Genomic DNA, 21309 nt, shown 5'->3' on the forward strand with positions numbered 1-21309 from the left:
CGTTAGATGCAACATTGTTGGGATGGCGCGCGTCGAGCGCAAGAGCCGCTGGCCGATCGGTTGCCCCTCACCCGGTGACCGCGAAGGCACCCCCTCCCACCTGCGGTTATGCGTGTTGACCGCCCCGTCGAGTGTTGCATCAAACGCAATTCCGCCCCTTTTTCGGAGTCGCGCATGGCCGACAGCGCTGTGATGAAGACGTAGCAGGCCGCCCGGATCATCCGCAGCTCGTCCAGCCCGCGGCTGTCGCCGGTGCGGCGGAGCGGATCGCGGACGGCTTGGCGGATCCGTTCCTTGCGCGGCTCTACCGCCGGGTGGTTCGTCTCGAAGGCCGCGGGGTAGCGGCGCCCGAAGACCTGCCTGGTGAAGAGCCTCCACACGGGCTCGCCGTCGGGCACCCCTTGGTCGCCGGGTTCGAGCCGGATGTGCACGGGGATCAGGTTTTCCGGGTTCCGCAGCCACAGGTCGATCCGCTCGTCGATCTCCCGCTGGAACGCTTCCCTGCTGCCCCGTCGCGTGTCGGTGGCGCGGGTGTGCTGGACGCCGAGGAGTTCGCCGGCGCCGCCGTTGGGGTCGACCGCGGCGGCGCGGCCCTGGTCGATGAGGGCCTGGACCTTGGCCCGGCGGGCCAGGGCCCGCTCACGGCCGGTGCCCGCGAGGGAGAAGATGCTTGGGTTGTGGCCGGTGACGGCGAGGCTGATGGTCGACCAGGCCGGTGTTCCGGCCGGGCGGCCCGAGCGAGGCCGGTCCGAGACCGGGATGACGCGTGCGGGGTCGGCCAGCCAGGCGTCCAGGATGGCGTCCATAGCCGGGCCGGGCCGGTACCCGGTCGGAAGCGGGGCCGGGGCCGCCTCTCGGGCGGCTTGCTCCTCGCGCCGGTCGAGGATCTGCGGACCGATCCGGTCCACCCAGGCCCAGGCCGCTTTCAGCAGGGGCCACCAGGTGGCGGGCGGGATCGCCTTGGTCGACAGGGTCCGGGAACTGCTGGCCTCGGCGATCTGACGGCCGGACAGGCCCGGCCACGGATCGGCCAGGGGCCCGGCGGCGGTCAGGACCGGGGCCAAGTGGACGAGGTGGCGCACGGTGTCGACGTAGGTCATGACGGTCTTCGGCTTGTTCTCCGATGCCCGGTCGTCGATGAACGCCTGCCAGTCCTCGGGGCTCCAGGTGGCGAGGGTGGCGGGCAAGCCGTTGTCGTCGGCCCAGCGGGCCAGGACACCGATCCGCGCGCAGTCGCCGATCACCGTCGACGGAGACCACCTGCCGATCTTGAGGAAGAGACCGGCGTCGCGAAGGGCCTTGTGGCTGGGGTTGGACATGGCGAAGGCCAGTTCACGGGCGGTGAGGTTCCACAGCGGATCGACCGGAAAGTAGTACTTCCAGTGGGCGGGCGGCCTGTTCGCGGGCCGCTGGAGGCAGTCGGCCGGCCAGGCGTCGGTGCGAGCGAACACCGGGCTTGGGGTGTCGGGAAGGCGGCCGGGCATCGCGTCGAAGACGGGCTCGTCGTCGCGGAAGGTCAGCGACCGCAAAGGGCCGGCGGAGGCGGGGGCGGTGGTCATCGGTCGTACTCCGTTCGCATCCCCAGGGGAAGGTCGAGGTCCACATGGCCGGCGGCGATCTGCTCGCGGGCCGCGGGCAGGCGCTCCTCGCACTGCTCGAACAGCTCGGCCAGGGCGGCGGCCTTGCCTCCCCAGTGCTGCTGCCACACGGGCGGGGCGAGGCGCTCGCGCATGCGTTCCACGTGGTCGGCGAACAGCAGCAAGCGGGGCAGCTGCGAGACGAACACCACGGCGTTCGGGCAGACCATGCACATCGCCGGGGCGACGTGGCACGGCTTGCCCGGCCCGGTGTGGGGTGAGTTCATCGGCTCCTTGCAGTTCGTCAGCCCCATGTCGAGCTCGCCCTCCAGCAGGGCCTTGCCCTGGTCCGCGGTGATGCCCAGCGCCTCGATGCCCGCGGGCTCGCCCAGCTGACGTTCGGCGTCGGGAAGGACGAGGACCGGCTTGCCGACGAGGCGGTCGAACACCTTGCGCTGGGCGTTGTTGACCGCGCGGGCCGCCAGGGTGTGAGCGGTGGTGCCGTGCGCGTAGTGGCCGGCGAACACCTGGATGTGGTGGTCGTCTCCGGCCAGGTCCGACAGGGTTCCGCCGAGCGCTGCCACGCGCGTGGTCTTCGCGGTCTTGCGCAGGCGCCGGGTGTCGTGGGGCCGACTGATCTCCAGCTCCTCGTGGCCGCTGATCCAGTTCGTGAAGCGGCGTCCCTCGTAGTTGAAGGCGGCGAAGCGGGCCAGCAGGTGGCCCTGCTGGCCGAGTTCGGTCGCGGTGAACAGCCACGGCTCGCAGTTGAACACCTCCCGGGTCAGCTCGTTCACGGCAACCAGGCGCCGCATCAGGCCGGGGACGTCCCACCGCCCGCCGCCTTCGAAGCGCACCTCCCCCGACTTCCCCTGAGGGTCGGTGGGATGGAAGTCGGCCCGGATCCGTCCGGCCCGGTTCTTGGTCTGGACGATCCTGACGCCCTGCGGGCCGAACTCGATCTCCGGCAGGCGAAGGCGGTGCAGTTCCTCGGGGGTGCAGTCGGTCATCGCCAGCAGCAGCAGGACCCGGAAGGGCTGGAGGTCGCTCTCGCTGGGGAACAGCATCCGGCTCACGCCGGAGGCCAGCCCTGCCAGCCCGGCACCGCGCCCGCTCGCCGCGAGCCGCAGGTCGCACAGTTCCTGCGGCCAGAACCTGGCGTGGGCCGGCAGGTTGTCCCGCAGGGCGGCCGTGGTCAGGATGCCGTGCCGGGCCGCCCACAGCAGGTTCGCCGGCGTCCGCCAGCCGGCCTCGCGGGGGTCCTGCCCGGCGGTCAGGAGGTCCCGCCCGGCGGCCAGGCGCTTCTCCAGCGCCCTGATGTCCTCCATCGCCGATCCCTTGAGGGCCAGGCGCTCGCGGTTGGAGAACTCGTCGAGGACCTGGCCGGTGTTCTTGCGGAGCACGCTGGTGCCGCGAGCGCGGTCCTGCAGCTTGTCCGGGATGCTCGGGTCGCGCCGAGCCGCGTGGTCGATCAGGTTGAGCAGGGCGCTGGCCAGCGCGTACGGCATCGTCGACTGGCGGGAGTACCGGGTCGGCAGGTGCTGTTCCCAGGCGAAGACCACCTCCGTCAGGTCGACGTGCCCGCTCTCCAACCGCACCCCTGCCGGATCGTGTCCCAGCCGGGCCAGGTGCGGGCCGGCGAAGTCGCAGAAGCTGACGACCGCTCCGCGCTGGTGGCTGCCCGCGGCCAGGGCGCTCTTCGCGGCGTAGTCGAGCCAGGCGTCGGCCAGCTGCGCGGCCAGCGCCGGGCACTGGAACGCGCCGGGGTCGATTCGCGCCTCCACCACGCGGGTGCGCTTGACCTCCTTCCTGGAGCGGATCCCGATCGCGTCGACCACCACCGGCTGCACCTCAGACCGGGCGTTGGCACGCGGACGGCGCTCTCCACGGCGGGGCATCAGGCCACCGCCTTGCGGGCCTCGCGGGCGGCGTACTCGGCGAACGTCGTGTCCTGGTCGTTCCACGCCTTGACGGCCTGGGCGACCAGCAGGTTCGTCCGGCGGATGTAGCGCAGGTACCGCATCGTCGACTCCGGACGCAGATGTCCGAGCAGCTGCTGCACGCGCAGGAAGGCGTTGCCGGCCAGGTGCTCGCCCAGGTGGGCGGGGCTCCGGCCGCCGTCGCGGATCTCCTTCGCCGCCCGCTCCAGCACGAGCTGGGTCAGCAGTTCGAGCATGAAGATCGCGAAGGTGTGCCTCAGGTCGTGGATCCGGATGTTGCGTGGCATCTCCAGCTCCAGGCCGAACTCCTCGACCACCGCCTCGCACCGGGCCTGGGCAGCGTCGAAGACCTGGTCCCAGCGCTGGCGGCTGAGCATCCGGCCGTGCCGGCCGACGAACAGCGCCATCGGCTCCAGCCCCTGGCCGGTCTCCCTCACCGTGATCCGCCGCAGCGGCGCGTCCATCAGCTTGATCGTGAACGTGCGCCGCCGTCCGTGCAGTACCCCGCTCAGCTTCATCTGCCGCAGGTCGATGTCGTCGACGACGAACAGCTCCTCACGCCGGAGCGCGAGCGTCCTGGCCGCCCGCCGCACGACCTGGGCCCGCTCGATGCGGCGGTAGAGGTCGATCTCGCGCAGCGTCGCGTCCTGGATCTCCACGGTACGCGGCAGCTTGTACTTGGCGATCGCCTCCAGCTCCACCAGCCGGGCCGAGCCGTCCCGGCGGGGCGGGCCGACCTCGATATCCAGCAGGCTGCTGAACTCCCGCAAGCGCATCCCGGTGTTGATCGCCAGGTCCGCCGCGCAGCTGTTGCGCAGCGGGGCGGTGCCGCGGAACGCCGGATCCACTCGGCCATCGGGCAGCAGGCCGCGCAGGCCGACGTCCTTGAACACGCGCCACTGGTCGAAGGTCAGGTGGCGTACGTCGAGCTGGGACACGGCGCCCCAAGCCAGCACGTCCCGGCCGTTCTTCCGCCGGTGGTAGGGCCGGTGCTCCAGGGCCCCCGAGTCCACCGCCCAGCCGTAGAAGTTGTTGATCGCCACCCGCCGGCGCCGCCACGTCGCGGGGCTGACCGGCTCGTCCTGGTACTGGGTGCGGTCGTCGCGGAAGGCGATCAGGTCATCCTCGGTCGCGGACAGCAGGTCCGCCGGAATCTCCAGGCCGGCCAGGAAGTCCGCCACGTCGAGCAGGTCGTAGGTGTAGTCCCGCAGCGACGACGCCCCCAAGGTCTTCGCCTCTGAGCGGAAGAACGACGAGAGCGGCTCGGCCGGCCGCATCGCCTCATCGAGGAAGAACGGCGTCCCGTCAGGCAGTGCACCCGATCGAGTGACATAGGCCACGGCGTCCAGATCGACGCCGGGTATCGGCTCCCAGTACCTGCGGACCCGGTCGCTTGAAGTGAAGAAGTGATCCATTGCAGCATTCGGTGAGACAAATAGGACACACGAACGCTAACGGGACTCCAGCCCACCCATAGGCCCAGCTCAGGGGCTTGTGAGACATGTACCAGATGTAGACCTAACCGGAGCCGAAGCAGCCGCCGGGGCATTCGAATCGGTGGGGGCCGTTGCGGAGCCAGTCGGCGTAGGCGCCCCGCAGCCACGCGCGGACCTCGAAGTGGTCGAGCAGGGTCAGGTTCAGCAGCCTGCGCAGCTGGTTGGCGAGGTGGGCGGATTCGGTGGGGCTGTGGATGTCGGCTGCGCACTGGAGGGACACGATGTCGAGGACGACCGCCTCCAGGAGCAACTCCTCGGTCCGGTTCGCGCGCTTGCGCCCGGGGTCGACGATGCCGGGGTGGCGGCGGTCGGCTTGGTCGTCGAGCATCCGCTGGTGGTACATGAGGCGGGCGTCGCGGAGCAGGCGCGGCACGGAGGGGTTGTCCGGGTAGGCGTCGCGGACGGCGGCGAGGGCCAGGGCGTCGGCCAGGAGGTCTTCCTCGGGGCGGTAGCGGATGCGTCGGTCGCCGGTGACGACGTCGAAGGCGGCGCTGCACGCGGCCATCGCGGCGACGGTGGCGGCGATCGTCCCGGGGTCGTCGGTGGTGTCGACGGGCAGGGTGACGTAGGGCTCGGTGGAGGCGGTCACGGGCGTGGCCCTTCGGTGTCGGGGTGGTGTTCGCGGGCGCCGGCCGGGCGGCCCGGCTTCGGGTGCGGCAGTGAACCGCGCATTCCTTGACGGACCTCTTGATGCCGACCACCCATCAAGGTCACGAAGTGGTAACAGGTTGGTTCGCCGGGCCGGGCTCCCCAATTGGGGAGCCCGGCCCGGCCATCAAGGTGTGCACCTTGATGGGCGCCCCACCGCTGGTCAGGTGCCGTGGCAGGCGTCGCACAGGGCCTCGTCGCCGAACCAGCCCGCCGCGACGTCGAGCAGGTCGGCGGCACTGCGGACGTTGACCCAGGCCGGGCCCGAGCAGCCCGTCTCGCACACCGCGATCGTCTGGAACCCGTCCTGGCCCGCGTCGCCGCCGCCCCGGTACCGCAGCTCCAGCGACTCCGTCCCGGCGGCCAGCAGGCCGTGCACCGCGCCGTCGCTGCCGGGCCCGTCCCACGTGATCAGCGCGGCCAGGCCGGCGCCGAACACCGCGCGGGCCTCGCGCGCCAAGGCCTCGACCCCGGCGTCCCGTTCGGCCCGGCGGCGCAGCAGGGTGGTCAGCAGCGGCAGCGAGCTGACGGGGCGGACGTACTCGATCCCCTCCGCCGACAGGCCGGGCAGGCTCCTGGCGATCTGCTCGAACTGCTCGCGGACGACATCGTCCGGAACCCGCAGCGCGCCGTCCCGCAGCGCGTTGCGCGCCAGCGCCACCGGCAAGGCGGTGTCGGCCACGATCGCCGCCACCGGCACGCCGCACTCCCCCGCGAGGCGCACCAGCTCGGCACGATCGGCTGCGGTCGCGCTCGTCGCGTCAACGACGGTGCTGCGCCGCAGGATCATCCGCTGCTCCAGCACCAGGTGCAGGAGTGCCCAGGCGTCGCTGTTCACGCTCTGGTCGGCCCGGCTGCCGGTGAGCAGGCCCCTCAGCGCGTCGGCGCTGAGCACGTCGTCGCGGGCGAAGGCCCGGACCAGAGTGGACTTGCCCGACCCCGAGCAGCCGATGGTCAGGACCAGGACCGGATCGGGCAGGCCGAACTCGGTGAGCGTGCGCGCCGTGGCCGTCGCCGCGGGGCTCACCGCTGCGCCTGCGTACGGGCAGCCGGGGTGGGGCGGGTGGTGGCGTAGGCGCGCGGGTAGTCGGTGCCCTCCAGCGGCAGGCCGGCGGCGGCTACCGCCAGCGCGAGTTCCAGCACGTCGGCGACGGCCCCGGGCTTGAGGCCCTGGACGAGGTGGCCGTCGAGGTCGGTGCTCGCGGTGGCGAGGCCGCTGGTCGCCTTCGCCAGGTGCTGGTAGGCATCGAACAGCTCGGCGCCGTCCGGCAGCGGCTCGGGGATGGTCCGGGGAACGCGGGTGCGGCCGCGGTTGTAGTGGGGCAGCGGGTCGGCGACGGGCAGCTGGACCAGCCCGTCGGGGTCGAGTTCGCTGCGGCCGTCGGAGTAGACCGGCTCGTCCAACCGGTGCTCGTCCTGCCAGGCCGCCAGCGCCTCGGCGTGCAGCTCCTGGGGCTCGGTCAGGCCGCCGTACCAGTCCCGGGTGATGCCGACGGCGGCCAGGTCGGCGTCGCTGAGCTCGCGGACGATGTGCTCGGTGGCGGCGGTGACGATGTACGCCTCGGGCTGGGGCACATGGTCGAAGGCGTCGTTGAGCTGACGCATGAGCAGAACGAACATCCGCTGCCACCCGGGAGGCATGGACTGGAGGAGGGAGCGGTTCAGGACGAGGTGGCCGGCGTACGAGAGGCCGAAGTAGGTGTGCACGTCGTCCCCGTGCGCATCAGGGGCGGCGGCGGGGCGGGTGATGGGGTTCACGGCGGTGGTCCTCCGTTCGTCAGTGGGCGCTCGGGCCCGGGTCGGTACTGGTCGAGAGGCGGCGGGGCTCGGCACCCCTGCGGCTGGCCGGCGGCCACAGCAGCTGGTCCAGGTGCAGGAGCGCGCGGTAGTCGGCGGCGCTCTGATCGGGGTCGAGGCGGTCGTGCGGCGGCGCCCAGGCCAGGGAGCGGCGCAGCAGGGAGTCGGCGAGGTTGAGCCCGGTGCCGGCGTAGTCGAGGTCGGCGGTGCTGTCGTGGATCGGGTCGTGCGGCAAAGGGGGTCTCCAGGCGGGTGTGTCGCTGTCGCCTGAGCTGCCCGGCCAGGGCGTGCCCGGCGGTGCGGGGCCGGGCCCGGATGGACTGCCGGGCCCGGCGGTGGGGGGCTGGTGGGTGGTTGCCTCAGAACGGGTGGTCGTCCGCGGCCGGGTAGGACGGCCCCTCGTCGTCGGCGATGTCGTCCCAGAAGGGGGGCCGGCCCGGCGCCTGGTTGCGCTGGCAGAGGTGTCGGTAGCCGTGTTCGTAGGAGAACCCGGTGCCGTCGCACTCGGCGCAGTCCTCGGGGTGGGGCTCCTGATCCTGGCCGGCCGAGCAGTCGACGTGCTCCTGGTGGACCGGTACGAAGATCCCGTCGCCCTGGTCGTCCCAGGTCATCGTCACCAGGTGCACCCCGGTCCCGTCGCAGCCCCCGGGGCAGTCCGGCTGGTGCGGTTCGTCCGGTGGCGGCGGGTACCTGTCCTGGGCGGGCTCGGTGGGCGTGCTGATCGCGGTCATCGGGTTCTCCACGGGGTCTGGTGCGGCAGGCTGTCGCCGGTCGCGCCTGGGCGGGGGCGGGGCTGGCGGGTGTTCACCCGGACTCGGGGCCGGCCTCGGGCGCCGGGGGGTTCGGCGGCGGCTCGTCGAGGTTGATGTGCAGCGGAAAGGCGTTGCGGGCCACGGCGCCCCGCAGCGCGTCGAGGAGCTGTTCGTCGCCGACGTCGTGGGCAAGGTCCACGAGGGTGCCCATCTCGGCGGGACCGAGTTCGACCTGCACGCGCGCACCCGCGGCGGCGCGGTGGCGCAGCGTCTTGAGCAGGACCGGCTTGGGCGCGTAGGCCGGGATGGGCGTGCCGTCCGGCTCGCAGATCTTGCCGATGATGCCGTAGTCGCCGCCGTTCGCCGCCGCGATCGCCAGCCAGCGGGAGGCCGTGCAGTGGAACACACCCTCCGGCCGGTACGTGCCGTCGGCTCGGTAGGTGACGGTGTGGGCGAGGGCGTCGTTCTCACGGCGCCGCGCGCGGCGGCGGCGCCAGCTGCGGAACAACTCCATCGGGAGCGTCTTGCCCAGGGGGGCGGGACTGCTGGGTCTGTGCGGACATGGGGTCCTCTCCATCAGGAGCGTCGAGCCGCCGAGGGGCGGCGGGGCAGGCGGTCGGGGGTGGCGTGCCACCGTCCGGTCGCGCTAAGGCCGGAGGGTGCGTACGGCGCGCGAGGCGCCAGGGGTGTCATTCGACGGTCCAGCCACCGGCTGCGGCGGCGTCGTATGCAAGCTCAACGGCCAGGTGTTGCCAGTCGGTGGGGCTGATCCGGCCGGCGGCCTCGTTGAGGGCGTCCCGGATCTCCTCCGCCTGGGCCCGGGTGAAGGTCAGGGCTCCGTGGAAATTGCCGTCGAGGGCCGTGAGGAACGTCTGGATCGTGGCGGAGCCACCGATGTCCGCGAGCCGCAACTGCTCGGCGAGGTTCTGGGTGGTCAGGCAACTGGCGTGTCCGACGTGGTCGCCCCAGTAGATGCCCATGGTCGTCGTCCCTTCTGGTGGAGCGGGAGGTGTTCCCGCCCCAGTTCGGTCGGTGGCGGGGCGGTCCGGCCGTCCGCCGTCGGCCGGACCGCGTTGCGCGGTTGCTGCCCAGCTGGCGGGGTTAGTGGGCGGCGGACGAGCCAGAGGGCGTCCCGGTCGCCGGAACCAGTCGGCGGTCGGTGATCAGGAGGCGATCGCCGAACGCCGGGGTGCGGTCGTCACCCCAGAAGGGGTGCAGCACCGGCACGCCGCCCTGCCACCGGTCGTCGTAGCGCCAGGTGATGCTGCCCGTCGGTTCGCCGTCCAGGAGGAAGGCGGCTTCGAGGTCGAACTCGCGGCCGGTGCCGGGGTCGGTCCACCGGGTGGAGCCGATCTCGGTCTCCGGGACCTGGCGGCCGTTCTCGTCGACCCTGCGGGCCATCCAGGAGACGGTGGCCAGCGCGCCGGGGTGGTCCCAGGTGTTCGGGAACGGCTTGCCGGGGTAGCCGACGCCGACATGGACGGCGAGGTCGCGCAGCGGCTCGCGGCCGCGCAGCTCGGCGAGCACCAGCTGCGCCCGGCCCGACTCGACGGGCATGGTGCATGGGTCCTGGGCGGTGCCGGCGCCGCCCGTGTTGGCGGCCCAGCCGCGCAGCTCGGCGTAGACGCGGCCGTCCGGGTTCGGGGCGTTCTCGGTGATCTGCCAGTCGGCAAGGATCAGCGTCCGGCCGCCGGTGAAGGTCAGGATGGCGCGTTCGGCCTGGGCGATCTGGTGGTCGTCCCGGTTCCAGGGCTGCATCTGCTGGTCTCCTCGTAGGTGGTGAGCTTCGGTGTCTGCGTTCGGCGGGGCGCCGTGCCGTATCGAGAGCGGAGTCGACGGCCAGGCCGGTCGGAGTCGGTCCGGGTGGCCGCGCCGCTCGCCGCGCTGCGCCCTTGTCCGGCCTGGCGGGCCGGGAGGCGGGTGCTGCGCGGCGGGCAGCGTGATCACCCGGCGCCGGTCAGGGCCGGGAGACGGATCGGCTGACGGTGTCGGCGGCGTACAGCACCGCGGCGGTCAGACCGGCGAGCTGCTCGACGATGGCGTGGGCCTCGGGCGAGATGTGGTCAGGGTTCACCGGGTTGGTGAGGGCGCCGAGCGCGATGGCACGCAGGTTCAGCGGCTCGGGCTTGGGCGCGGGCACGCCGCAGCACCGGGCCTCGGCCACGTCGCCGATGCCGGAGAGGGCCCTGCCGACGCGGGGAGCACTGGAGGGGCGGTCCTCGGCGCCCCGCACGGCGACGGCCACGTGGCCCGAGGTGGTGTCCCAGGTCGCGGACACCTCGTACAGGCCTTCGTCGTAGTCGGGCTCCAGGAGCAGGGCGGGCTTGAGGACCAGGCCCTGGCCGACCTGGGCCTGGCGGATCGGCGTGATCCCGAGCCTGTGGAGGTGATCGTTGATGGCGTCGACCTGCCACTTCACCGTCTGGTAGGTGCTGGTCTGCTCGTCCTGGAGCCGTGCCCGGTAGGTCTCCTCGGCGAGGCCGTACCAGTCGGGCAGCTTGGTGGTGGTGTCCTGCATGGTCGTCAGTCCCTTCGGTTGGTGGTGCGGGTGGGTGCCGGCCGGGTCTGGCCGGGTGCGGGTGTTGCGTCAGACCGTGCTCGGGCCGGTGGCGTACGCGGCGGCGGCCGCCAGTCGGCGCTCCAGGTCGTCACCGGCCTGCGCGGCCTCCAGCAGCAGCTCGTGCAGGCGCAGTTCGTCGGCCCGGGTGAGGTCCAGGTGCGCCCGTGCGGCTTCGGCGAGGGCGTAGAGGTGCGCGGTGGTGTCGGCCGCCGTGGTGACGGCCTCGACCAGGCCGGGCTGGAAGGCGACGGGGCGCTGGAGCCTCCAGTGCCCGGCGTCGGCCAGGGAGGCCCGACGGTTGCGGGCCTTGGCCCGGCGGGCCTCCAGGGCCTCTGCCAGCGCAGTCGGGGAGGAGTGGGCCGGGCGCAGGTTGAACAGGCCGGGCAGGTCGAGCAGGTCCAGCAGGCGGCGGCGCGCAGCAGGGTGTGCCGGTCAGATCAGGGAGAGCTGAATGTTGCCGGTTAGTCCTGGGGGACGTCGGCCAGCGCCTGGTGGCCGGGCACGGTGCGGGCGCCTCGGAGGAGGGTGACGGTGCCGGCGAGGCAGTGGTCGCGCAGCCCGTACGGCCACGTGCTCAGGCGCAGGTCGGCGACGGCGATGACGGTCTCGACGGCGGCGGGGCGGCCGGTGGTGACCAGGCGGTACAACTGCTCGGCGGTGGTCTCGCGGCGCAGGAGGTGTTCGGCCTCGTCGATGAGCAGGCGGACGCGGGGTTCGGCCTGGGTGGGCTGGTGGGCGCGCTGGCGGGCGTCGCGCAGACGGGCGTTGCGCTGGTCGACGATGGTGAGGGCGTGGTCGAGCATCTGCTCGGCACCGTCGGGGGTGGCGCGGCGGTCGGCGGCGGCCAGTTCGCTGCGGGGGGTGATGGCCCAGGTGGTGGTCGCGGGGCCGGTGGCGGGCTGGGTGATCAGCTCCTGGAGGTGGCGGGACTTGCCGGAGCCGGTGGGGCCGACGATCAGGTGCGTGGACATGCGGTGGTTCCTCTCGGTGGGCGTGGTGACCGCCGGGGCGGTCGGGTTGGTGCGGGAAGCGGTCCGCCCGCCCGGCCAGGGGTCGCGGGGCGGGCGGCGGACGCGGTGTGGGGTGGGTGGGCCGGCCAGGGTCAGAGGCTTTCGGCGGGCTCCGGCAGGCTGTCCTGGTCGGCGTTCTGGAGCAGCGGCAGGCCGTACTCGGCGGCGCTGCGGCGCACCTGGGTCTTGTCGTCGGCGAGGTCGGAGCAGGCGTTGATCTTCTGCTCGGCGGCGGCCTGCTCGGCCAGGCGCTTCGTCTCTTCCTTCGCGGCCTCGACCAGGTGGGCCGGGCCGTCGCCGTCGCGGGTCAGGTACGCGGCGCCGGCGGCCACGTACGAGGTGGCCTCCAGATGGGCGACGGGGAGGGCCTGGCGGTGGGTGGCGAGTTCGGCGAGAGCGGTTGTCAGGCCGGATCCGGAGGAGTCGGTGATCAGGTGGTTGGTCATGTCGGGGCTGCCTTTCCGCAGGGTGGGGGCCCCGTCCGCGCCTGCTGGCCTGAGGCTCGGGACGGGGACGGGGCCCGGGGTGGGATGGCTGTGTTCGGTTGGGTGGCGCAACAGAGCGCTGGCTAGGCCGGGACGAGGTTGCTCGCGTCGTCGGCGTTCTTCGGCAGGGGCAGGCCGTACTCGCCCTTCTCGTCCGGGTTGCGGACGACCGCACCGGACTTGACGAGCTCGGTGAGGCGGTTGGCGACGGTCTTGCCGGCGACCTGGGCCATGGAGGTGATGGTGTCGATGTGGAGGTAGCCGACCTCCAGGTGCATCGGGTCGCGGTAGCTGGCCAGTACGGCGAGGATCTTCTCCTCGGCTGTGGGCTCGCGGGTGGCGGCGTAGGTGACGGAGGCGGGCTGCCATCCGCCGCTGCCGTCTTCGTCGTCGCCTTCGCTGTCCGCGCCGTCGATCGAGGCGGTGGCGATCTCGAAGCGGTCGTCCCAGTCCGGGAAGTCGAGCGGGACCGCGATCTGCTCGGGATCGAACAGGCCGGCCGCCGACTCCAGGATCCACAGGCGCGTCAGTTCCGCCCGCTCGTCCGGGCCGACGATGTACCCGAGGCCGAAGGTGCGGCGGGGGTCGTCGGCGGGGACGGTCGGGTCGTAGATGAGCGAGTCGTTGGTGCTGCGCCAGAACGCGGGGATCTTCGACGGGTCGGCGCCGTCGAAGGCGTCGGGCAGGTCGACGCGGTGCTTCTGGGCGCTGTCGCTGCGCAGGAGGATCAGCGCCCCGCCGTGGAAGACGTTGTCGCGGATCGCCGTGTCCCCGCCCATCTTGTCCAGGTTGAGGATCTGACCGCACAGGACCAGGGAGATGCCGAGGGAGCGGCCCTGTTCGGCGAGTGCCGCGACGATCCTGGCCGCCTCCGCCCGGTAGGGGCTCTTGTCCCCGAGGAGCTGGGCGTACTCGTCCAGGATCACCGCGATGTAGGGGCGGTCGCGGGTGGGCTTGAAGTTCTTCGCCCGCAGGCGCTGGCTCTCCCGGATCCGGTGCCGCAGGATCGCGTAGGCCACGCGCAGCGCGCCCATGGCCTCGTCGAGGCCGCAGCCGGCGTACGCGGCCATGTCCTCGACGTCGGGATTGCTGCTGCCCTTGGGGTCCGCGTAGATGATCGCGACGCCGTTGACGTGGTAGCTGAGGGCGATGAGCTGGAGTGCGCCGCCCTTGCCGGAGCCGGTGACGCCGGCGACCAGGACGTGGCGGGCGCCTCCGGCCGGGTCGTAGAGCTGGACCCGGGCGGGGCGCCCGGACACGCCGCTGCCCAGTTCCACGTAGCCGTTGTCGTTGGCCATCAGCGTCTTGGGGCCGGGCAGGGGCTTGCCGTCCTCCAGCGGCGAGCGGTCCATGACGCGCAGGATCGCCCTGCGGGGGTCGTCGGTGGGTTCGACGCTGACGAGCAGGGTGGTCTTGCGCAGGGCTCCGGCGATACGGACGGGGTCCGGCATCGAGATCGCGTCGGTGTCCTCGTCCGCGACGATCCAGGCGGCCTCGCCGCCGGTCCCGGGGTCGGGGATGACTCCTTCCAGGTGGGTTCCGGGCATACAGCCGCCGCTGTGGGCGACGTGCTTGAGCCAGCGGGCCTCCAGCTCGCCGTGGCGGTCCTCCTCCTCGGAGGGGGCGGTCAGGCGCACGAGGATCCGCTTGGAGCTGGCGTGCGGGCCCTCGGTGATGGAGATCCATTGGGCGGGGACGTGGTAGACGCCGGAGACGGTGTCGGCCGTCACCGTCACCGGGCGGCCCGGCGGGGCCTGGACGACACCCTCCCAGGCGGTGTCACCCAGCCCCGTCAGGACCAGGTGCTGCCCGGTGTGGGCGCCGTACTCGCCGGAGACGTGGGCGTCCCACAGCTGGAGGATCTTGTCGACCGCGGCGTCCCGGGCGGGCCTGGGCGTCCGCGGGTCCTGCGGCTTGGCCGCCCTCGCCCTGCGGCGCCGGCTGCTGCCCAGGACCGCCCGCAGGGAGTAGCCGACGAAGCCGACGCTGCTCCACCAGACGGTGGAGACCAGGCCGGCCAGCGAAGGCATCGTCATGAAGCCCGCCACCAGGGCGTCGATGCCGGTGGGGCCTTGCAGGGTGGCGGTGGCTGCCGCGGTGACGGTGGCGACCGAGGAGACGAGGAACGGGACGCGGTGGGCGCGCAGGATGTCACCGCCGGGTACGGCGTCCAGTACGGCCTCGGGCAGGCGCCCGGCCGCGTTCAGGCCGGCCACCAGGGCGGGCGCGGCCAGGAACGTGGTCATGGTGAGGGCCGCCTGCGGGTCCAGGAACGGCATGGTGATGGCGGCGGCGATCGGTGCGGCCACCTGCGCGAGGGCGAAGCGCCGCTCGGAGGCCGGATCGAGCTCGGCCCGGGCCGGTGCGGTGTCGTCGGTGGTCATCGTCTACTCCTGCCGGTACCAGTCACGGTCGGCCATCTCGACCGGGGACCGGTCGCGGGCCTGCTGGATGCCGTCGTGATCGGAACGGGCCTGCTCGTCGGTGGCGGCCGCGGCCTGGGCGGTGGTCTCGGTGGCGGCGGCGAGCGCGATCGCGGCCTGGGACAGGCCGGCCATGGCCCGGGCCACCTCGCGCGTCTCGGCCACGGTGGCCTGGTCCACCTTCATGGCCGCGATCTGTTCCGCGGTCCGCCCCGTCGCCCTGGCCTCGTCGTCCTGCACCCGTGCCAGGCCGCGGAAGGCGTTGAGGTCGCTGCGCAGGGAGCGGGCCAGTGTCTGGACGTCGCGCCGCAGCTGGCGCAGGGTGGTGTCGGTGGTCATGGCGTTCTTCTCCTGTTCAGCTGCGGTAGAACTGGCGCTCGGCGGGAGCGGTGAGCGGGCTGTCGACGACGGCTCGGTAGATACCGCCGTGGCGCGTCCGAGCGTTGGCGGCCAGGGTCTTCACGCCCTCTGCCGAGTTGAGGGCCATCGATCTGGCCGCCTGCGCCCGCGTGCGCAGGCCCTCCGCCTGCTCGGCCAGCCGGACGAGCTTGTTGACCAGAGCGATACCGCCCTTGACGCTTTTGGCCTGCTCGGCGTACTGCTGGGCGAGTTTCGCGTGCTTGGCCGCGTGGTCCAGGGCGACCTTGGCGTCCTCGGCGATGCGCGCGAGGACGGTGACCTTCTCCTCCAGGGCCTTCTCGAACTGGAACAGCGAACGGACCTCGCCCCGGCGGAGCCGGTAGTTCTTGAGGTCCGTGGGGTCCTGCGGCTTGAAGCTGACGTGGGTCTTGGTGGGGGGCTCGACCTCCACGGCCGCGGCGGGAGCCTTCTCCCGGTAGGGCGCCTTCCCGAGGTTCGGGGCGTACGGCTCGCGCTGCGCGGTGGGGACCTGCCGCGGCGTGCCGCCCTCGGCGGGCTTGCGGAGGTCCGCGGTGGATCCGCTGACCTGCTCCATCTCCGGTCGGTCTTGGGTCTTCACGCTCGGGGTGCTCCTCTCCGGGCCCTTCGGGTGGGGGCCGCCCGGGGCGGGCGGCCGGGCGGGGGCGTGGTCCGGGGTTTCGGGCGCGGCGGGGCGGTGCCGGGCGGCCGTGCCGTTCTGCTCGTCGGCGTCGTTCTTGAGCAGGGTGCTGGCCTTGGTGCCGGCCTTCCCGGTGTCGGTGCCGGTTCCGGAGTCGGACGGCGCCGTTTCGGGGGCCGGTGCTCCGGTTTCGGTGGGGCCGGGCTGCGTCGGGGTGCCGGTGTTCTTCTCGTCACGGGGCTTGTTCTGGCCCCACTTGGTGTCCAGCCCCTTGTCGTCGATGCCTGCCGAGGGCGGGTCGGCCGGTGCGGGCACGGTGTTGACCGGCTCGTCCTTGCGCCTCTCGTTCCGGAAGGGTCCGGTGACGTAGCCCTTGACCTTCTTCAACCAGGACGGCTTGTCGCCGCCGGTTTCGGTCAGGGCGGCCGGGCCGGGGTCGCCGGCTCCGGGCTCGGCTGCCCCCGGTCCGCGCCCGCGGTTGGCGCGTTCGCTGCCCCGGGTGGTGGTTTCGGGGCCGTCGCTGCGCGTTTCGGACCCGCCGCCGGTGGTGGCGGGGCCGGGCTCCCTGGTCGCGCCCGCACCGCTTGCGCCGGGTCGCCCGCCCTTCGTGGTCCGGGTGCCGCCGTGGTCGCGCGCGGGGCCTCGGCTGCCGTCTCCGGAGCCGCCGCCGCGCGTTTCGGACCCGCCGCCGTTGGTTCCGGACCCGCCGCGTCGCGTTCCGGACCCGCCCTGGGAGCGGTTCGGGCCGCGGTTCTGCGCACCGGGCTTCGAGCCGTTGTCGCTCCTCGACGTGTCGGAGTTCTTGGAGTCGGTGGAGCTGCGGTGGTCCCTGCTGCTCTTGGAGCCGTTGTCCTGCTTGGACGCCCTGGTGTCACCGTTCCTGGTGTCGGAGGCGTCGGTGCGCCGCTGGTCGCGGTTGCCGTGGTCCTTGCGGTCCTGGGACCGCTTGACGTCCTGGTGGTTGCGGCCCTGGTGCTGCTGGTTCTTGGTATTGAGGTCGGCGACCTTGGCGTCGCGCTGGGAGCGGTGGTGCCCCGACCGGTCGTTCTTGGCCAGCCGGTCGGTCTTGTTGGTGCTCGTGGTGTTGCCGGAGTTCCCGGTGACCCGGTTCTCGCTGACGGTGTGCTGGCGTTTGACGGTGGTGGCCGTGCCGGTGCGGGCGAGCCGGGCGGCGACCGCCCGGATCAGCGCCGCCACCGGGCCCTCCCCCGCGCCGGCCGCGGCGGCCGCGCCGGCGGCGTTCTTGCCGTCCTTGCCCGGGGAGGCACCGCGCTCGTCATCGCGGTCGTCACCGGCGAGGTCGGCGGTCGATCCCAGGACGGGACGTGCGGGCTGCACCGGGGCGAGAAGCGCGGCGAGGGTGCTGCGCTCCTCGCCGGTGTCACCGGGCGCCGCGGTGGGGGCGGCCTGCTCCGGCGTCCCGGCGGTGTCCGGCGCGGGCGGTGCGACGGGTGTGGCGGGCACCGCCGGCGGGTGCGGGGGCGGCGGCGGCACGTTCATGGCGGGGGGCGCGGTCACCGTTCTCTCCTCACTGATTGTGACCTCCCTCCCTCCTCCCACCCGGCCGGCGGACGCCTCCTCCCGCGCGCCTGGGCGGCTGGAGGAAGCATTCTCGTGGGGTGGGAGGAGGGAGGGAGGAGGTTACGGACTGTCAGGTTCGGGGGATGCGCTTCTTCACCCAGCCGCCGACGAGCAGGATCCCGACGCCGCCCAGGACGACCAGTCCGGGCACGGGGACGTCGGAGGAGTCGCCCCCGTCGGCCGTCACCTTCTGAGCGGTGTTGACCATGCCGGGCGCGGCGTCGGCCGGGAACGCCTTGCCGCATTCGGTGATCGCGTTGTAGGAGCCGGCGGCCTTCTCCACGCAGGCCTGCACGGCCTGGCGGCGGGCCGTCTGGGCGGGTGTCTCCTGCTCGACGGACTTCGCCAGATCCGCGGCCAGCTGCTGGCGCTGCAGGTCGACCCTGCTCTGGTCCAGGGCGATCTGGGCCTTCTGCGCGTCGGCCTGCGCCTGGGTGGAGGCGTAGTACGACCAGCCGACGACGCCCGACGCGGCGAGGACCACCGCACCGGCGGCCAGGCCCGCCTTCCCCCACGGGGTCAGGCGGGCGTTGGGGGCGTAGGCGCCGTGCTGGGGCGGGGACTTCCACGACGGCACGGAGGAGATGTTGTACGCGGCATCGTTGTAGGCCGTCTCGTTGGTCATGGCAGCGCTCCTTCAACGGGGAAACGGGTAGTGCTCGGCGCCGGGCGCCTTGGAAGGCCCTCACCCGGGCGAGTGCGGGTGAGGACCGACCGAGAGGTCCGACAGTCAGGGGCGGCGAAGGGGCCGGTGGGCCGCCGCGGGTGGTACCCGCGGCGGCCGGGTCCGTGCTCGCCGTGGTGACGGACGATCGGCGGGACGACGGCGCAGACCACGGCGCTCCCGGTCATCGGGGGGAGGCCGATGACCGGGGTCGGCTGTGGGCGGGCTCGGACTGCCGCCGCCGCTCAGCCGTGCTGCTGGAGGCCGCCGTCGGCCGTGTAGCCGTTGCGGATCAGGTCGACGGCCTCGGTGCGGTACTCGGACGCGGTGCTGGGCGACTGGAGGCCGAACTCGTCCTGGATGGCCTGGAGCGGGAGCTTCTCCCCCTCGGCCCTGGTGAGGATCATCCGGGCGACCCGGCGCACCGCCCGCTCGCGCGGCTTGAGCTTGTTGGCCTCCTCCGCTTCGAGTGCGCGTCGCTCGACTTCGGCGGCGGCCTCGCGGGCTTCGGCGGCGGCCAGCCGGGCTTCGGCGGCGGTGGCCTCGGCCAGCTCGGTCTCGGCCAGTGCGCGCGCCTGCGCCTGCTTCTTCACGGCCGCCTCACGGTCGAGTTCGGCAGCGGCGTCGCGGGCTTCGGCGGCGGTCTTGGCGATGTCTGCGGCGGCCTTGTCGGCGTTCGCCTTCGCGATCCGGTCGGCCTCCTCGATGCCGCGGCGCACCTCGGCGGCCTCCTTCTCCAGTCCGGCGGCCTCCAGGTCGGCCTGCGCCTTGACCTTGTTCTGCGCGGCCGTCCGCGCCTCGGCCTCGGCCTCCCGCGCGCGGGCCTCAGCCACGTCCGCGCTCTCCAGCGCCGCCTGTTCGAGCTGGGCGGCCTTCTCGGCCGCCGTGATCTGGGCCTGGGCGTGGGCACGCACGGACGCGGTCTCCCCGTCGACCCTCGCCCGCACCTGGTCCAGCCGGCCGTTGGCGAGCACCCGCTGGGCCTCGGCCTCCTTCTCCGCAACGTCGCGGCGCGTCCGGGCCTCGCGCTGGCGCTGCTCGGCCTCCTCCGCTCGCCGCTCCGCCTCGCGTTCCTGGTCGTCCGGCATGGCCAGCGCCTGGTCGACGGTGAACCCGCGGGCGGCCATCCTGAGCGGCAGCCGCTCGTCGTCCGTGGCCTTGGAGAGGTCGCCGTCGTACTTGCGCTTGAGCCAGAGCTCGTAGGCGAGCAGGTCCTGCTCCCGGCGGACCATCTCCGGGTAGGAGGTGACTCCGGCCAGGTGCATCCGCCGGAACATGATCGGCGTCTTGACCGGGGAGAGCAGCCAGCGCTTCAACGGCACCGTGTCGGTGACGGTGCCGGCCTCCAGCTTCGCCTTGTGGACGATCAGCCGCCGCGCGGCCTCGACGCCGAGTACGAACAGGATCGGCATGACGCCGTGGGAGGCCGCCCGCACCGGATCCGCCCTGATGGACCCCTGTGACGAGGCGTTGAACCAGATCGTCGCGCCGGTCATGGCGTGCGCGGCCAGGCGCAGCATCGGCCAGGGTGTGCCCTTGCGGATCATGTAGAGGTCCAGGGCGAGGAACGCGACGATGCTGGCGTCGACGCCGACCGGGAACAGGGGCGCGAGGCCCTCGCTGAACCCCCAGCCGAGGGCGACCCGGGCGAGGGTGTCGTAGGACATCGCGAAGCCGATGCCGCCGACGGTGACGCCGCCGAGGACGGCCACCAGCGAGAGGCCGAGCATGAGCCAGTTCGGCTTCTTGCGAGGCGCGTCCGAAGCCTCCCGGGGCGCGGACGAAGCCTTCGCGGGTGTCTTCGCAAGGGTGGCCTGCGGTGCCGAAACCGGCGCGGCCGGTGCCGAAACGGGACGCGGAACGGTGCCCTCCGGGCGGCGCGGAACCGGCGTCGGGGACAGGTCGATGGTCGTCACGGAGGCCTCCGGATAGACGTGGTCGAAACGGTGACGGCTGCTCCCGAAACGGGGGCCGCTGCTCCCGAAACCGGGGGGCGCGGCCCCGAAGTGGGGTGCGGTGGGTGGCGAAGCGGCCGTCGGCGGGTTGGGTGGGGATCGAGGTTGTGCGGCTGTGGGGCCCGGTCGGCAACGTGATGCCGCAGCCGACCGGGCCGGGCCCGAAACGGGTGACCGTGGGTTCCGAAGCTGCGGCCCTCGCAGGGCGGCGGTGCCCGGAACGACCGCTGGCCGGATCTCAGCGCGCGCCGGGGAGGACGACCGGCGCCGAGCGGAGCGCGAGTGTGGTGTCCGCCGGGCCGGCGGCGGGCCCGGACCCGCCGTCCGACTCCAGGACCCGTACCCGCACCCGCGCATCGCCGGTGACACCGCGGTGACGTGCTCCCGCAGCGGCCCGGCGGCCCACGGCGCGGCCAGGGGCCCGGCGGCCGTGCAGAGCGAAGGCGGAGACCGCGACCATCAGCTCCATCGAGAGGGGCACCAGCAGCACGAGAAACGGGGCGAACGTACTCACAGAGAACTCCAGGTGTGCACAGGGAAGGGGGAACCCAGTCGGCGGGCCGTGCTCCTGACCGGGCGCAGGCGCTCCAGGGCCCCGGCGCCGGTACGCGGCGAGACTCCGGACACCTGCGCCCCGCACCGGAGCGCCTACTGCTCCCGACCGGGGTGGAACCGACGGTCGCACCGGCCAGAAGTCAACCGAGCGCGGTGGTGAGTACCCCCGGCACCGCCCGGCACTGTCCGGCGTGCGCGTTGGCCAGCCTGCGACTGCGCTCGCCGAAGGAATCGGCGTCGAAGCTGCGGTCCCCGCAGGCCAGGCAGCGCCAGGTGAACTCGCGGTCGCTGTACTCGGTCGCGGGCTTGCCGATCAGCGCGACCAGACCGCCGAGGGCGGTGCGGAAGGTGAGCACGGTGTGCTCCGGCGCGGCCGTCGACGGCCGCGCGCGCACCTGTTCCAGCTCGGCGCGCAGTTCGGCGATGGTGCGGTTGCGGGCCGCGAGCTGCGCGCTCGCGTCCTTCACCACGACGTCGCACGCGCTCCGGGCCCGGGCCGCGCTGGCCATCGCCTCTTTGGCGAGGGTCTGTCCGGAGGCGTCCAGTGCGGCGTTGAGGTCGGCGCGCACGGCCTGCAGTTCCAGGTCACGTGCGGCCCGCTCCTCCTGCTCCGTCCCCAGCTGGCGGGCGGTGTCGCCAAGGGCGGTCTCGGCTTCCTCGGCCCGCTGGCGCAGCTGGTCGATCCTGGCGGTAGTCGTGATGGTGAGCACGGTGCGGTCCCTTCGTTGATGGTGTGCGTGGCCCAGTGCCGTCCGCCGCCGCCCGGTCGGGGGCGGCGGCGGGCGGGGGGGGAGGGGCGGGGGGGGGGGGGGCCGGTGACGGCGAGGCCGAACGCCACCGCCGCCGCCCCC

The 21309-nt window shown here is 73.1% G+C and carries 22 protein-coding genes; 1 reads left to right on the forward strand and 21 read right to left on the reverse strand.

Annotated elements, in window-relative coordinates:
• Window positions 1-2: 2 nt before the first annotated feature.
• The 12 genes from ACFXPX_RS04630 to ACFXPX_RS04685 form a co-directional block, all read right to left on the reverse strand.
• Window positions 3-1559, reverse strand: coding sequence for a hypothetical protein (locus ACFXPX_RS04630; protein ID WP_380522385.1), 1557 nt, complete (start codon window positions 1557-1559; stop codon window positions 3-5).
• Window positions 1556-3472, reverse strand: coding sequence for a hypothetical protein (locus ACFXPX_RS04635; RefSeq protein ID WP_380522386.1), 1917 nt, complete (start codon window positions 3470-3472; stop codon window positions 1556-1558). The genes ACFXPX_RS04630 and ACFXPX_RS04635 overlap by 4 nt, the downstream gene beginning before the upstream one ends.
• Window positions 3472-4791 carry a site-specific integrase gene (locus tag ACFXPX_RS04640; protein WP_380594394.1) on the reverse strand — a complete coding sequence of 440 codons (1320 nt, stop codon included), beginning with the start codon at window positions 4789-4791 and terminating at the stop codon, window positions 3472-3474. Before ACFXPX_RS04640 ends, ACFXPX_RS04635 begins: the two co-directional genes overlap by 1 nt.
• 241 nt (window positions 4792-5032) lie before the next feature.
• Window positions 5033-5599 carry a hypothetical protein gene (locus ACFXPX_RS04645; protein WP_380594396.1) on the reverse strand — a complete coding sequence of 189 codons (567 nt, stop codon included), beginning with the start codon at window positions 5597-5599 and terminating at the stop codon, window positions 5033-5035.
• 222 nt (window positions 5600-5821) lie between these two features.
• Window positions 5822-6685, reverse strand: coding sequence for an AAA family ATPase (locus ACFXPX_RS04650; protein WP_380594398.1), 864 nt, complete (start codon window positions 6683-6685; stop codon window positions 5822-5824).
• A complete protein-coding gene (locus tag ACFXPX_RS04655; protein ID WP_380594400.1) occupies window positions 6682-7416 on the reverse strand; it encodes a hypothetical protein in 735 nt (244 codons plus the stop codon). Before ACFXPX_RS04655 ends, ACFXPX_RS04650 begins: the two co-directional genes overlap by 4 nt.
• 19 nt (window positions 7417-7435) lie before the next feature.
• The gene (locus ACFXPX_RS04660; RefSeq protein ID WP_380594402.1) at window positions 7436-7690 is read right to left on the reverse strand and encodes a hypothetical protein; all 255 of its coding nucleotides are present in this window, start codon (window positions 7688-7690) and stop codon (window positions 7436-7438) included.
• Window positions 7691-7814: 124 nt separating this feature from the next.
• Window positions 7815-8186: a hypothetical protein gene (locus ACFXPX_RS04665; protein WP_380594404.1), complete on the reverse strand. Its 372-nt coding sequence runs from the start codon at window positions 8184-8186 to the stop codon at window positions 7815-7817.
• Window positions 8187-8259: 73 nt separating this feature from the next.
• On the reverse strand, window positions 8260-8721 hold the full coding sequence (locus tag ACFXPX_RS04670; RefSeq protein WP_380594406.1) for a hypothetical protein: 462 nt from the start codon (window positions 8719-8721) through the stop codon (window positions 8260-8262).
• Window positions 8722-8896: 175 nt separating this feature from the next.
• Entirely contained in the window at window positions 8897-9187 is a 291-nt protein-coding gene (locus ACFXPX_RS04675; RefSeq protein WP_380594408.1) for a hypothetical protein, read from the reverse strand.
• 121 nt (window positions 9188-9308) lie between these two features.
• Complete coding sequence (locus tag ACFXPX_RS04680; RefSeq protein ID WP_380594410.1) at window positions 9309-9965, reverse strand: hypothetical protein; 657 nt, start codon at window positions 9963-9965, stop codon at window positions 9309-9311.
• Window positions 9966-10164: 199 nt separating this feature from the next.
• Window positions 10165-10725 carry a hypothetical protein gene (locus tag ACFXPX_RS04685; protein WP_380594412.1) on the reverse strand — a complete coding sequence of 187 codons (561 nt, stop codon included), beginning with the start codon at window positions 10723-10725 and terminating at the stop codon, window positions 10165-10167.
• A gap of 162 nt (window positions 10726-10887) precedes the next feature.
• Here ACFXPX_RS04685 and ACFXPX_RS04690 point away from each other — a divergent pair, with 162 nt between their 5' ends.
• Window positions 10888-11232: a hypothetical protein gene (locus ACFXPX_RS04690; protein WP_380522398.1), complete on the forward strand. Its 345-nt coding sequence runs from the start codon at window positions 10888-10890 to the stop codon at window positions 11230-11232.
• On the opposite strand, the gene ACFXPX_RS04695 is transcribed toward ACFXPX_RS04690, so the two are convergent.
• The 9 genes from ACFXPX_RS04695 to ACFXPX_RS04735 all read right to left on the reverse strand — a co-directional run bounded on the left by ACFXPX_RS04695 (window position 11229) and on the right by ACFXPX_RS04735 (window position 21168).
• Window positions 11229-11738, reverse strand: a complete 510-nt coding sequence (locus ACFXPX_RS04695) for an ATP-binding protein (protein WP_380522399.1) — start codon at window positions 11736-11738, stop codon at window positions 11229-11231. The two genes, ACFXPX_RS04690 and ACFXPX_RS04695, sit on opposite strands and share 4 nt — an antisense overlap.
• Before the next feature lie 131 nt (window positions 11739-11869).
• Window positions 11870-12223, reverse strand: a complete 354-nt coding sequence (locus ACFXPX_RS04700) for a hypothetical protein (RefSeq protein WP_380594414.1) — start codon at window positions 12221-12223, stop codon at window positions 11870-11872.
• 122 nt (window positions 12224-12345) lie between these two features.
• Window positions 12346-14646, reverse strand: coding sequence for a helicase HerA-like domain-containing protein (locus tag ACFXPX_RS04705; RefSeq protein ID WP_380594416.1), 2301 nt, complete (start codon window positions 14644-14646; stop codon window positions 12346-12348).
• Window positions 14647-14649: 3 nt separating this feature from the next.
• Window positions 14650-15024: a hypothetical protein gene (locus tag ACFXPX_RS04710; protein ID WP_380522402.1), complete on the reverse strand. Its 375-nt coding sequence runs from the start codon at window positions 15022-15024 to the stop codon at window positions 14650-14652.
• A 16-nt stretch (window positions 15025-15040) separates the two neighbouring features.
• Window positions 15041-17221 (reverse strand): hypothetical protein, encoded by a 2181-nt coding sequence (locus tag ACFXPX_RS04715; RefSeq protein ID WP_380594418.1) that lies wholly within the window; start codon window positions 17219-17221, stop codon window positions 15041-15043.
• 133 nt (window positions 17222-17354) lie between these two features.
• Window positions 17355-17909 (reverse strand): hypothetical protein, encoded by a 555-nt coding sequence (locus ACFXPX_RS04720; protein ID WP_380594420.1) that lies wholly within the window; start codon window positions 17907-17909, stop codon window positions 17355-17357.
• A gap of 284 nt (window positions 17910-18193) precedes the next feature.
• Window positions 18194-19678 carry a DUF2637 domain-containing protein gene (locus tag ACFXPX_RS04725; protein WP_380594422.1) on the reverse strand — a complete coding sequence of 495 codons (1485 nt, stop codon included), beginning with the start codon at window positions 19676-19678 and terminating at the stop codon, window positions 18194-18196.
• Window positions 19679-20141: 463 nt separating this feature from the next.
• Entirely contained in the window at window positions 20142-20417 is a 276-nt protein-coding gene (locus ACFXPX_RS04730; protein WP_380594424.1) for a hypothetical protein, read from the reverse strand.
• 181 nt (window positions 20418-20598) lie between these two features.
• The gene (locus ACFXPX_RS04735; protein WP_380594426.1) at window positions 20599-21168 is read right to left on the reverse strand and encodes a hypothetical protein; all 570 of its coding nucleotides are present in this window, start codon (window positions 21166-21168) and stop codon (window positions 20599-20601) included.
• Window positions 21169-21309 lie beyond the last annotated feature (141 nt).

This window comes from Kitasatospora sp. NPDC059146 (genome assembly GCF_042786665.1).
Classification (GTDB): Bacteria; Actinomycetota; Actinomycetes; order Streptomycetales; family Streptomycetaceae; genus Kitasatospora.

Coding starts and splice junctions, on each gene's coding strand:
- ACFXPX_RS04685 (WP_380594412.1), bottom strand. CDS start 10,725: ATGCAGGACACCACCACCAAGCTGCCCGACTGGTACGGCCTCGCCGAG.
- ACFXPX_RS04635 (WP_380522386.1), bottom strand. CDS start 3,472: ATGCCCCGCCGTGGAGAGCGCCGTCCGCGTGCCAACGCCCGGTCTGAG.
- ACFXPX_RS04710 (WP_380522402.1), bottom strand. CDS start 15,024: ATGACCACCGACACCACCCTGCGCCAGCTGCGGCGCGACGTCCAGACA.
- ACFXPX_RS04680 (WP_380594410.1), bottom strand. CDS start 9,965: ATGCAGCCCTGGAACCGGGACGACCACCAGATCGCCCAGGCCGAACGC.
- ACFXPX_RS04670 (WP_380594406.1), bottom strand. CDS start 8,721: ATGGAGTTGTTCCGCAGCTGGCGCCGCCGCCGCGCGCGGCGCCGTGAG.
- ACFXPX_RS04725 (WP_380594422.1), bottom strand. CDS start 19,678: ATGCTCGGCCTCTCGCTGGTGGCCGTCCTCGGCGGCGTCACCGTCGGC.
- ACFXPX_RS04675 (WP_380594408.1), bottom strand. CDS start 9,187: ATGGGCATCTACTGGGGCGACCACGTCGGACACGCCAGTTGCCTGACC.
- ACFXPX_RS04665 (WP_380594404.1), bottom strand. CDS start 8,186: ATGACCGCGATCAGCACGCCCACCGAGCCCGCCCAGGACAGGTACCCG.
- ACFXPX_RS04705 (WP_380594416.1), bottom strand. CDS start 14,646: ATGACCACCGACGACACCGCACCGGCCCGGGCCGAGCTCGATCCGGCC.
- ACFXPX_RS04640 (WP_380594394.1), bottom strand. CDS start 4,791: ATGCGGCCGGCCGAGCCGCTCTCGTCGTTCTTCCGCTCAGAGGCGAAG.
- ACFXPX_RS04700 (WP_380594414.1), bottom strand. CDS start 12,223: ATGACCAACCACCTGATCACCGACTCCTCCGGATCCGGCCTGACAACC.
- ACFXPX_RS04630 (WP_380522385.1), bottom strand. CDS start 1,559: ATGACCACCGCCCCCGCCTCCGCCGGCCCTTTGCGGTCGCTGACCTTC.
- ACFXPX_RS04695 (WP_380522399.1), bottom strand. CDS start 11,738: ATGTCCACGCACCTGATCGTCGGCCCCACCGGCTCCGGCAAGTCCCGC.
- ACFXPX_RS04720 (WP_380594420.1), bottom strand. CDS start 17,909: ATGACCAACGAGACGGCCTACAACGATGCCGCGTACAACATCTCCTCC.